The organism is Falsiroseomonas selenitidurans (assembly GCF_012103215.1).
GTDB lineage: Bacteria > Pseudomonadota > Alphaproteobacteria > Acetobacterales > Acetobacteraceae > Falsiroseomonas > Falsiroseomonas selenitidurans.
This window is the reverse complement of sequence record NZ_JAAVNE010000010.1, coordinates 72,282-84,061: the sequence shown is the minus strand read 5'-3', so window position 1 is coordinate 84,061 and position 11,780 is coordinate 72,282. Positions and strand designations below refer to the sequence as shown.

Sequence of the window (11,780 nt, the reverse complement as noted above, 5' to 3'; positions counted from 1 at the left end):
GATGAAGGCCTTCACCACGCTGACGGGCGTCGCCGCGCCAATGCCGGCCGCCAACATCGACACCGACAAGATCATCCCGGCCCGCTTCCTCAAGACCATTGCGCGCACCGGGCTCGGCAAGTCGCTGTTTGCGAATATGCGCTATCGGGAGGACGGGTCGGAGAATCCGGAATTCGTGCTGAACCAGGAACCCTACCGTCAGGCGGAGATCCTGATCGCCTTCGACAATTTCGGCTGCGGCTCCTCCCGCGAGCACGCGCCTTGGGCGCTGCTGGATTTCGGCATCCGCTGTGTCATTGCGCCGGATTTCGCCGACATCTTCCACTCCAACTGCTTCAAGAACGGCGTGCTGCCGGTTCCGCTGCCGCGCGAGGTGTGCGAGCAGTTGATGGAGGATTCCCGCATGGGCGGGAATGCACGCATCACGGTGGACCTGGAGCGCCAGGTGGTGGTGCGCCCGAACGGGGAGGAGATTTCCTTCCAGATTGATCCCTTTCGCCGGCACCTGATGCTGAATGGCCTGGACGATATCGGCCAGACCATGCAGCACGCGCCCGCCATTGATGGGTTCGAGGCGCAGCAGCGTGCCGCCCAGCCCTGGCTCTACGCCGAGGCCTGACCGATCGGGGGCCGTCCTGGTCCCCACCCCGACCCTCCCCGCGGGGGAGGCCTTTGCCGACAGGACGAACCATGCCCGCCAACAAGAAGCTTCTCATCCTGCCGGGCGACGGCATCGGGCCGGAGGTGATGCGCGAGGTGCGACGCATCATCGACTGGATGGACCGCCGCCGCAGCGTGACCTTTGAGATCGAGGAAGGCCTGGTGGGCGGCGCCGCGCTGGATGCCACCGGCTCGCCCTGCCCGGATGAGACAGTAGCAGCGGCGAGGCGTGCCGATGCGGTGCTGTTCGGCTCTGTCGGCGGGCCGCGCTGGGACAGCCTGCCTTTCGACCGGCGCCCGGAACTGGGCATCCTGCGGCTGCGCAAGGATCTGCAACTGTTCGCCAATCTGCGCCCTGCGGTGGTGCTGGACGCGCTGATCGACGCCTCTGCGCTGCGTCCCGACCTGGTGCGGGGCCTGGATATCATGATTGTGCGGGAGACGACCGGCGGCATCTACTTCGGCGAGCCGCGCGGCATCCACCTGAACGAGCAGGGCCGCCGCGTTGGTGTCGACACCGAAATCTACTCGGAGGACGAGATCGCTCGCGTGGCCCGCGTCGCCTTCGACCTGGCGCGCAAGCGCCGCAACAAGGTGACCAGCGTCGAGAAGGCCAACGTCATGCAGTCCGGCCGCCTGTGGCGGGCCGTGGTCGGCGAGATCGGCAAGGCGGAATACCCGGATGTCGAGCTGGAGCACATGTACGCGGACAATTGTGCCATGCAGCTGGCCAGCCGGCCGAAGCAGTTTGACGTGGTGCTGGGCGGCAATCTGTTTGGCGATGTGCTGTCCGATCTGGCGGCGGCACTGACCGGCTCGCTTGGCATGCTGCCTTCCGCCACCATCGGCGCGCTGCAGGCGGATGGCCGCCGCACCGCGTTGTACGAGCCGATTCATGGCTCTGCCCCGGACATCGCCGGCAAGGGGGTGGCGAATCCCAGCGCCCAGATCCTGTCCTTCGCCATGCTGTTGCGCCTGTCCTTTGGCATGGACGAGGACGCGGCGCTGATCGAGCAGGCGGTGGAGAAGGTACTCGGCGGCGGTCTGCGCACGGCCGATATCATGGCCCCCGGCATGGCCCGCGTGGGCACCAGCGTGATGGGCGAGGCAGTGTTGCGCGAGCTTGAAAAACTCTCGTCATAGAAGCGGATGGCGGGCTTGCGCGCTTGGGTGCTGCCCGCTATCTACCGGCTCCCGTCGCGGACCCGTAGCTCAATTGGATAGAGCACCAGACTACGGATCTGGGGGTTAGGAGTTCGAATCTCTTCGGGTCCGCCACGGGATTTCATCTGCTTGCGGAAAGGCCGGATCTTCATAGATCCGGCCTTTCCGCATTTGCGGGCCTTGGCGACGAAGGCGCTTCTGCGGTCGGGTGGTTGAAGGCGGTCAGGCTGCCGCGTAGGCACTGTGCAGCATGAGGCCCGCATGGCGATCCGCGATGTGGCGATACAACGCCCGGTCCTCACGCGTCAGGTCCAGAAGTTGCTCACAGGTCTCGCAGGTCAGCGTGATGCGGCCCTGCCCCGCCGTCACGTTCTCCCGCCCCGGCGCCTGTGGCGGCAGGTCCAGCCATCGATGCAGATGAAGCGAAACATCGGTGAGCCGTTCAGTGGTCCCGACCAGGCCGTAGCAGCTTTCCAGGACAGGAATTGCCTCGGCTGCCGTGCTCCGCCCGGTCAACTGCCGGCAGGCCTCGGCGGCCAACTCCCGTCCCGAATCAGCGATGAATTCGGCAAAGCCGCGGTTGCGGAAACTGTCGTGCAGTGGATGCTCGGTCCAGGTGGACATGTAGTTGAAAGCAGACAGGAGCCGGGCCACTGGGTCGCGCAATAGCGTGGCAAAACGTGCGCCCGGTGGAGCCAGGGCGAGCGCTTCCTCGAATGTGAAGTGGCCGCTGACCAACCGATAGCGGGCAACATCGGCGGGTCGCATCGATCGGAAGGCCGCCTGCGCGGTACTGTCGCCAATGCGCAGCACGCTGCCCGCCGGCAGGCCACGCTCCAGGGCTGCGTGCAAGGCGAACCCGCCGGTCTTCGGCAGGTGAACGAAGACGATCTGCGGCGGCAAGCCGGTTTTGGCGTCAGGCGCTGCCGCATCCATGCGGGTCTCGTGCAATGGAATCCTCCAGCGTGGCTGTCTTGCCCAAGAGGATCCTGGGGCCCTGGCAGTGCCAGACTGTCAACGCCCAGATGGCTCGCGGAGCCTCGCCGCCAGCCCGTTCTCACGACGAGGTGAAGTGAAGGTTCAGCGCCGGGCGTCGCGCCGTGGACGGATGAAGGCATAGATCACCAAGGCCAGTCCGGCCAGCCAAGCGGTGCCAACCACCCAGGGCCGCCAAGGCATCAACGGGCCGTGCAGGGCGGGCGTCGGGGCGGCCTCTTCCGGATAGCTCACACGCACGTCAGGAAGACCGCGGCCCCGCCACGCCAGCGCCACACCCTGGCCGTCCAGCAGCGCAACATCACCGTCGTCCAGGCGCGGCGCCTCGGCCGGTAGGAGCGGTGGCGGGCCCAGCCGCCGCAGCCAGAGCCCAGGCTGCCCCTCCGCGACCAACAACTGTGCCGCCATCACCCGCTGCAGCCCCGCAAGGTCCAGGATCGGCCTTCCATCGGCGTTCGAGAGCAGGATCCGTCCGGCATCGAAGCGCAACACCGGGTCGGTGCCCTGCGGCGGCTCCCGCGTTGCTGCAAGAAATGGCGCCGAAGGGCGCACCTCTTCCCCCGGCTCCACCAGGCGCACCATCAACGGGGCGGTCGGTGCCAGCAGCCGACGCAAGACCCAGAGAATAGGATTCAGTTGTTCCGCCACCAACACCCCGCCGGGCGCGTCGGCGAGCACCTCCATACCGCCGGCATAGGCGGCGGGCAGGTCATGAAAGGCGCCTGGCGAACCCGCCGGCACAAGGCCGATCCGGCTGGGCGGCAGCAATTGCGCTGCGCCGGCTGGCTCGCCGCGCCGCAATTCCACCGAGATCTGGTTCTCAAGCCCAGCCAATCCGGCCGGCACCGGCAGCAGGAAGCGGCCCTGCCCGTTGCTCGAGAGGGGGCCACCGCCGAGAACGACTTCGTTCAGCAACACGCTGGCCACGGCGCTCGGGCCGGCAGCCCCCTGCAGCGCCACCTCCACCGAGCCAACCCTTGTCCCCGGAGGCAGATCCCGGGCAGAGAAGCCGAGGCGCCATGTGGCATGCGCGCCATGCCGGGGCGTGAGGTCGCCCCGCAACCCTGTGAAGGGTAGGGTGTCGGCTGAGGCCGTCATCTCCGGCGTGGAGACCGTACCGCCATGGATGGACGCGGCCGATGCCAAGCCGGCCCAGCCGCCAGCCAGCAGCCCGGCTGCCCGCTCCGGCTCGGGCCCGCCGAGTGTCAGCACCGGCACCCCGTCCATGAGCCGGGCTGCAGCCGCCTCCGCTCCCTGGCCGACCAGCACCGCGCCGGTTTCCCACAATCGGCCGCCACCACGGCCCGGCACGGCCTGACCAGGCGGCGCGCTCGCAATGGTCACCAGCCGTCCGCTATCTGCGAGCGCCAAGCCGATGCGCAGCGCAGCTGCGGCCTCGGACGCCGAAATCGCGCCCGGGCGCAACAGTACCTGGGTTTCCCGAGGGAGCAGTCGGAAAAGCGCGGCAACGGACAGTTCAGGTGCGTCCGGCAGCAGCACTACCACCGCACTGTCCGGCAGTAGGGTGGCGGTGGCAGGTCCTTGTGTACCGACCAGGCGCAAGGACAAGGTCAGTGCGCCGGAATGTCGGGCGACGTCGGCAGCGGGTACCGCCACATCCAATGCAAGGCGACGTGCCCCATCCGGAAAGGCGACGCTGTCCAACAAGCGGTCATTCGCTAGGAGTTCAACGGCATGCCGGCCGGGAAAGGGGGCGGCGAGATCGAGGTGCAATTCCAGCCTGGCTCGAAGCCCCGGCAGGCCACGTGGCAAAGGGACGCTGAGAGACTTACCAACCGCGCTGAAGGCGAAGCCGGCCGGCAGTCCGAGTTCCTCCAGCCCGATCCGCCGTTGGAGGCCGGCGGAACCCGGTAACTCTACTGGAATGACACGCAGGTTCGGAGCCGGTGTTGCAGCGGGCGCATCCGCCTCGGGTGGTTTGGGCGCCGGTGGCGGCGGCGGCGGCAGGGCTTCCACCAAGATGCCGCTGCGCCCGCGCGGCTGCGCGTCAGCGGCCACCGCCACAAGCAACAGGGTGAGGCTTGCAGCACTCCGGAGAAGGATGATTGGGGCTCGCACAGGTCCTCGGGTAGAGGCAAAAAGGAGGAAGAGCCAAGCGGGCGTCAAACTGGGCTGGAGTGAGTATTCCATCCGCCGGAGCCACCCGGCAAGGCGGTGGCGCGGCAGTGTCCCCAAGCCTTCATGTGCTGCGTCGTGGTCGACCTGTTCCCGGTCCGGATCATGGGTCCGGGCAGGTTTGGAGTCAGTAGCCGCGCTCGGGCTCCGCCAGCAGCGGGAAGGCGGAATGCACATGTGGCATCACCACTGGCGCCACCGGATGCAGCATGCTGCGGTTCACCTCGGCGAAGCTGGTCGCGCCCAGCAGGCCGAGGCAGGTCTGCACCTCATCCTCCAGCAGCTTCAGCACGCGGGCAACGCCTTCCTGCCCTGCCGCCGCCAGGCCATAGCAGTACAGCCGACCGAGACCGACCAGCTCCGCCCCCAGCGCCACCGCCTTCACCAGGTCCGTGCCGCGGCTGATGCCGCCATCCATCCACACCCGGGCGCGGCCGCCTACCGCCTCCACCACCTCCGGCAGCACGGCGAGCGAGCCGCGGCCGTGGTCGAGCTGCCGGCCGCCATGGTTCGAGACATAGACCACCTCGATCCCATGCTCGACCGCCATCGCCGCATCCTCCCCGGTGCCGATGCCCTTGAGGATGAGGGTGACGTTCGGATGCGCTGCGCGCACCCTGGCGATGTCGGCCCAGGACAGAGCGGCCTGGTGGTTCATGCCGCCGGACCGCGCCCGCCAATGCTTGACGAAGCGCTTGGCGATGTCGCGTTCACGGCGGCTGTAATGCGCCGTGTCCACGGTGATGGCGAAGGCGTCGTAGCCGGCATCCGTGGCCCGGTGGATGTGTTCGTCGACGAACTCCGGCCCGCCGCGGACATAGAGCTGAAAAATCTTGGCGCCGTCCGGATTCGCCTGGGCCGAGCCTTCCAACCCCGGCTCCGTCACGCTGCTGACGATGATCGGCACGCCGAATTCGGCCGCCGCGCGGCCGGCCGTGGCGGCGCCGCCTGGATCGAAACTGTCCAGCGAACCAACCGGGGCGAGGGCCACCGGCAGCCGGATGCGTCGCTTGCCGAGGAAGTCGCCGCCGCTGTCCACCGTGCTGACATCGCGCAGCACGCGCGGGCGGAAGGCCCAGGCATCCAGCGCGGCGCGGTTGCGCAGCATTGTGGTCTCGGTCTCGGTGGCGCCGACCAGGTAGTCCCAGATATTGGCATTCAGCCGCAGCTTGGCCGCCTTCACCAACTCATGCAGCGTCTGGAAACGTTCCTGGCCCTCGGTCGACATATTCCACCCCTCGGCATTGGGCGCGCAGTCTGCCCCGGGCCGGTGGGCGCGGCTAGCCGGGGGGGCGTGTGGCGCGCAGCACGTCCAGGATGGCGCGGGCGCGCGGCAGGTCGGGCAGGGCGGCGACGGGGCCGGGCAGGCGCCGGCGCCAGTTCGGCCGTTCATCCACCGTGCCGGGCAGGTTCACCGCCGTCTCCTCCGCCGCCAGGTCCTCCAGCTGCGCCAGCAGCAGGGCAGCGGGCGTCGTGGCGACGAATCGGTGGATGGCGGCGGCCAGCGCATCATCCATCGCGCCCTCCGCCGTGGCGCCTTCGGGTAGCAGGCCCTCGGCGGCCAGGGCGGCCAGCAGCGCCGCCTTGTCCGCCGCGCGTTCCGCCTTCGCCGCCAGCGGGTCCGCCAGCAGGCCGAGCGCGGCGCGTTCGGTGAGGTCGGCGCCCGACCAGAAGCCCTCCAGCGTCGCCAAATCGTGGGTGGCGACGCAGGCGGCGGCGCGGGCCGGCCAACGCACCGGTGGCTGGAAGGCGGGCCCGGCGCGCTCGAACCACAGCACGCGGTAGGACAGCACATCCGCCGATTGCAGCGCCTGGCCGATGCCGGGCGGCACGGTGCCGAGATCCTCGCCCACCACCAGGCAGCGCGCGCGGCGGCTTTCGAGGATGAGCTGCGCCAGCAGGTCGTCGAAGGGTTGCGCCAGATAAGTGCCTTCCGACCCCTTCGCGCCTTCCGGCACCAGGAACAGCCGGCGCAGGCCCAGCACATGGTCGATGCGCAGCGCCGCGGCGTGGCGCATGTTCTGGCGAATCAGCCGGGCGAAGGCGGCATGGCCGGTAGCGGCGCCGGCGCGCGGGTCCGGCGCCGGCAGGCCCCAGACCTGGCCCTCCGCCGCGAAGGGATCCGGCGGCGCACCGATGGAAAAGCCGGGCAGGAAGCGCTGGTCGCCGGACCAGATCTCCGCCCCGTCCGGCGCCGCGCCCACCGCGAGGTCCCGGTACAGCCCGGCCCCGGCGCGGCCGGCCACGGCCAGTTGGGTATCGGCCAGCCATTGCTGGAAGACGGCAAAGCCGATGGCGTCCCGCGCCTCGTTGCTGAAGGCGGCGATGCCGAAATCGTCGCCATGGCGCAGCCCGTCCGGCCAGGCGCGCGCATCGCTGTGGCCGAAGCGGTCCTCCAGCGCGGCGAAGGTGCAGAAATTCTCCAGAGAACGCCCACCGGCCTGGCGGAATTCGGCGAGCGCCGCGGGTTCAGCCGCCAGCGCGTCCCACGCGGCACGCAGCACCGGGCGCTTGGCCTGCCAGACCGCAGCATGGTCCACCGCGGCGCCGGCCGCCAAGGCGGCGAAAACGGGCGCGGCCTGGGTCAGCGCCGCGCGGACCGCGGGCATCTGTCCCACCAGGGGCAGGTCGGTCACGTCGATGAAGATCGGGTCCAGGAAGCGGCGGTCTGAGGGGTGGTAGGGGCTGGCACGCCGGCGGTCGGAGGGAAACAGCGCATGCGGCGGGCTGAGGCCCAGCAGCAGAGCGCCCTGCGCCCCGGCCATGGCGGCGGCTTCCGCCACCGCGCTGAAATCGCCGACCCCCTGGTCCTGGGCGCCGCGCAGCGCGTAGATCTGCGCCGCCAGGCCGAAGCGTCGCCCACCGTCCCGCAGGGCATCGGGCAGGAAGGCACGCGGCGACGCCAGGGTCAGCAGGCAGCCCTTCTCCGGCCGGTCTGCCTGCCGCACCACATGCCGCCCTTCCGGCAGCGCCGGCAGATCCACCAGCCGTCGCGCCGCGGCGCTGCCATCGGGCAGCACCAGCCGCTGCGTCTCCCCCGCCTCCGCCGCCACTTCCAGCCGGCGAAGGCTGCCATCCTCGCAGGCGATTTCCAGCATCAGGGGCCGGTCGGTCAGCGGCAGCGGCAGGCGCGGCGCCCCAGCACCGCGGTAGGCGCGGGAGGGTGGCAGCCCGGGCGGGGCGGAAAGCCGCGCCAGGCTGTCGCGGATCTCGCCTTTCTGGCCCGCCGGCAGCCCCAGTGCCGCCAGCGCCGCGCGCAGCGTGGCTGGCGGCACCACCGTCTCCTCGCCGGAGATCGCGTGCCAATGGGTGTCGAGCCCCACGGCGCGGGCCAGGCGAGCCAGATCGGTGGTGTCATCGGCCTTGGCCGCAGGAAGCGGCGCCTCCGCCAGCAGCAGCACGGCGCGGGCGGGCAGTTGCGCCGGGATGGTGAGGGAATCGGGGGTGTGGCTGTCGGCCAGCAGCGTCCAGCGCTGCGCCGGACGGGCGGGTGGCAGGTGCAGCGCCTGCGGCGCCCAGCTGGCATTCAGGGCCAGCAGACAACGATCGCCATCCTTGTGCAGCAGCAGCATCAGGGCGCGGGTTTCGGGGTCGATCCAGGCGCCGTGATCCATCGGCGCACCATCGGGGCGCAGCCAGGTGACATCGGCCAGCCCATCCGCCTGTGCCACGCCGGTGAGCGGCGCTGCATCGTGCAGCGCCGGATGCGCCAGCCGAGCGGCAATGAGCCTGGCGGCGAAGGCGACCAGCGCGGCATCCATCCCGTTCCAGTCGAACCAGGCGCTGGCATTGTCCTGGGCATAGGCGTTGTTGTTGCCGCCCTGGCTGCGCCCAGCCTCGTCACCCATCGCCAGCATCGGCGTGCCGCGCGCCAATAGCAGCGTCGCCAGCAGCGCCCGGGTGTCGCCGGCGCGCCGCGCCTGCACCGCCGGATCCGCGCTCGGCCCCTCCGCGCCATTGTTCCAGGAGGCGTTGTCCGAGGTGCCGTCCCGGTTGTCCTCGCCATTCGCGTGGTTGTGCTTCTCCGAGTAGCTGACCAGATCGGCCAGGGTGAAGCCGTCATGCGCGGTGACGAAGTTCACGCTGTCGGTCAGCGGCCGCCCGGCGAAGGCATCCGTGGAGCCGGCAAGCCGCGTCGCCAGGCGGGCCACGCCCCCGGAGTCGCCGCGCCAGTACCGGCGCACATCGTCGCGAAATCGGTCGTTCCATTCACCCCAGCCGGGCGGAAAGCGACCGAGTTGGTACCCATCCGTCCCGATGTCCCAGGGCTCCGCGATGATCCAGAGATCGCGCAGCACCGGGTCCTGCCGCATCGCCTGCAGCAGCGGCGCATCCCGGTCGAAGCCCTTATCGCGCCGGCCGAGCGTGGTGGCGAGGTCGAGGCGAAAGCCGTCCAGCCCCGCCTGCTCCGCCCAGTGGCGGAAGGCGTCCATGGCCAGGCGCAGCGGCCAAGGGCGGTCCAGCGCCAGGGTGTTGCCGGTGCCGGCATCGTTCGCATAGCGCGATGAATCGCCGGGCAGCAGCCGGTGGAAGGCGGCATTGCCCAGCCCCTTGAGCGACAGGGTCGGGCCGAATTCGTCGCATTCGCCGGTGTGGTTGAAGACCACATCCTGCACCACCGCGATGCCCGCCGCGTGCAGCGCCGCCACCGCCGCCCGCACCTCCGCCATGCCACCGGGCGCCAGGCGCGGGTCGGGGGCCAGCAGGGCGACCGGGTTGTAGCCCCAGTAGTTGGCCAGGCCGAGCGGCGGCAGATGGCGCTCGTCGATCCAGGCGGCCGCCGGCAGCAACTCTACCGTCGTCACGCCCAGGCGACTCAGATGCGCGATCGCGGCCGGGTGGGCGAGGCCGGCGAAGGTGCCGCGGATCGCCTCGGGAATATCCGGATGGCGGCGCGTGAAGCCCCTCACGTGCATCTCGTAGACCACCTGCGGCCCGGCGGGCCGGCGGCCCGGTGCGGCCGGCAGTGGCGCTTCCAGCACCGCCTTCGGCAAATGCGGCGCGCTGTCCTGCTGGTCCGGGGCGGGGCCGGTGTCGAACAGGCTGCTGTGCAGGGCGAAGGGGCGGTCGAGCGCCCGGGCCCAGGGGTCCACCAGCAGCTTGGCCGAGTTGAAGCGATGCCCGTGCCAGGGCTGGAACGGCCCTTCAACCCGCAGCCCATAGCGCGTGCCGGGGGCGATGCCGGCGATATGGCCGTGATGCACATCGCCGGTGCGGCCTGGCAGGGCGATCCGCGCCACCTCGTGCTCCTGCGCGTCGAAGACGCAGACATGCACGGTGGTGGCGTCCGGTGCGGGATAGGCGAAGTTGGCGCCCGCCGCATCCAGCGTGGCGCCCAGCGGTTCGGCCCGCCCGGGCGCCGCTTCAGCCAGCATGGGCATCAGGCGGCCTGGGCGATCGCGTCGCGGTACAGTGCGGCGTAGCGCCCGGCGGAGCGGGTCCAGGAGACATCGCAGCGCAGCGCATTGGCCTGCAGCCTGGTGAAGGAGGGCTTGTCCCGCCACAGCGCGGCGGCGCGAAGTATTGCGGCCTCCAGCATCTCCTGCCCGACGGGGGAGAAATGCAGGCCGGTGCCCAGGCCCTCGGCCAGCGCCATCTCATTGGCGTCGATCACGCTGTCCGACAGCCCGCCGACATGCGCCACCAGCGGCAAGGCGCCGTAGCGCAGGGCGCAAAGCTGGGCCAGGCCGCAGGGCTCGAAGCGGCTTGGCACCAGCACCACGTCGGCGCCGCCATAGATCTGGCGGGCCAGCGCCTCGTCATAGCCGATCTCGGCACCAACCCGGCCCGGATTGGCCCAGGCGGCGGCGCGGCAATCCTGTTCCAGCGGTGCATCGCCGCTGCCCAGAACCGCCAGCTGCGCGCCCTGGCCCAGCATCGTGCCGAGCGCGCCGAGGATCAGGTCCACGCCCTTCTGCCAGGTCAGGCGGCCGACGAAGCCGAACAGCAGCGCCTCCGCATCCTCATCCAGCCCCAGTCGGCGTTGCAGCGCGGCCTTGTTGGCGGCGCGCGGCGCCGGGTCCGTGGCGCTGAAATTTGCGGGCAGCAGCGGGTCCCGCGCCGGGTCCCAGTTCGCCGCGTCGATACCGTTCAGGATGCCGGAGACGGCGCCGGCGCGGCCGCGCAGCAGGCCATCGAGGCCCATGCCCATCTCCGGCGTGCGGATTTCCGCGGCGTAGGTGGGGGAGACGGTGGTGATGCGGTCGGCGTACCAGAGCCCCGCCTTGAGAAAGCCGGTGGTGCCGAAATACTCCACCCCCTGCACCGAGAGCGCCTCCGCCGGCAGGCCCAGCAGCGGGAACAGGGAGAGCGGGAACTTGCCCTGGAAGGCCAGGTTGTGGACCGTGAAGACCGAGGGCACCCGTTTCGCCGCATAGCGCAGATAGGCGGGCGCCAGACCCGTCTGCCAGTCATGTGCATGCACCAGGTCAAAGCCGATATTGCGTACGCCGCCGGTCGCGACCAGCGCGGCGATGGCGCCCAGCGCGGCGAAACGCACGCCATTATCCGCCCATTCCCCGCCTTGTTGGGTGAGGTAGGGGTTGCCCGGCCTGGCGAACAGATGCGGCGCGTCGATGGCGACGATGTCGAGGCCTGCCACCTCCCCACGCTGCAGCCGCGCCGGGCCGCCGAAAAGGTCATCGATCCGCCGCAGCGCGCGGCCGCCACCCATCGCCGCCATCACCTGCGGATAGCCTGGCAGCAGCGTGGTCACCTTCACGCCCTGCGCCGCCAGCGCCGAGGGCAGCGCCCCCACGACATCCGCAAGCCCGCCTGTCTTGATCAGCGGCACGCATTCGGAGGCGACGGAGAGGACGCGCAGC

7 protein-coding genes and 1 tRNA gene are annotated in these 11,780 nt (G+C 70.4%); 3 read left to right on the top strand and 5 right to left on the bottom strand.

The features are described 5' to 3' along the window. Nucleotide 1: 1 nt before the first annotated feature. The 3 genes from leuD to HEQ75_RS08545 all read left to right on the top strand — a co-directional run bounded on the left by leuD (nt 2) and on the right by HEQ75_RS08545 (nt 1,938). On the top strand, nt 2-619 hold the full coding sequence (gene leuD, locus HEQ75_RS08555; protein WP_168029279.1) for a 3-isopropylmalate dehydratase small subunit: 618 nt from the start codon (nt 2-4) through the stop codon (nt 617-619). A gap of 71 nt (nt 620-690) precedes the next feature. Beyond that, nucleotides 691-1,803 (top strand): 3-isopropylmalate dehydrogenase, encoded by a 1,113-nt coding sequence (gene leuB / locus HEQ75_RS08550; protein ID WP_168029277.1) that lies wholly within the window; start codon nt 691-693, stop codon nt 1,801-1,803. A gap of 58 nt (nt 1,804-1,861) precedes the next feature. Then, a tRNA-Arg gene (locus HEQ75_RS08545) sits at nt 1,862-1,938 on the top strand. 108 nt (nt 1,939-2,046) lie between these two features. Here HEQ75_RS08545 and HEQ75_RS08540 read toward each other — a convergent pair. From HEQ75_RS08540 to glgA, 5 genes are all read right to left on the bottom strand, one after another. Then, on the bottom strand, nt 2,047-2,775 hold the full coding sequence (locus tag HEQ75_RS08540; RefSeq protein WP_168029275.1) for a sulfotransferase family protein: 729 nt from the start codon (nt 2,773-2,775) through the stop codon (nt 2,047-2,049). Between the two features lie 129 nt (nt 2,776-2,904). Further along, complete coding sequence (locus tag HEQ75_RS08535; RefSeq protein ID WP_168029273.1) at nt 2,905-4,851, bottom strand: hypothetical protein; 1,947 nt, start codon at nt 4,849-4,851, stop codon at nt 2,905-2,907. A gap of 232 nt (nt 4,852-5,083) precedes the next feature. Next, on the bottom strand, nt 5,084-6,184 hold the full coding sequence (locus HEQ75_RS08530) for an alpha-hydroxy acid oxidase (RefSeq protein WP_168029271.1): 1,101 nt from the start codon (nt 6,182-6,184) through the stop codon (nt 5,084-5,086). 52 nt (nt 6,185-6,236) lie between these two features. Further along, nucleotides 6,237-10,337: a glycogen debranching protein GlgX gene (gene glgX / locus HEQ75_RS08525; RefSeq protein WP_209318432.1), complete on the bottom strand. Its 4,101-nt coding sequence runs from the start codon at nt 10,335-10,337 to the stop codon at nt 6,237-6,239. Next, nucleotides 10,337-11,779 (bottom strand): glycogen synthase GlgA, encoded by a 1,443-nt coding sequence (glgA, locus tag HEQ75_RS08520; RefSeq protein WP_209318442.1) that lies wholly within the window; start codon nt 11,777-11,779, stop codon nt 10,337-10,339. Before glgA ends, glgX begins: the two co-directional genes overlap by 1 nt. Nucleotide 11,780: the final 1 nt, after the last annotated feature.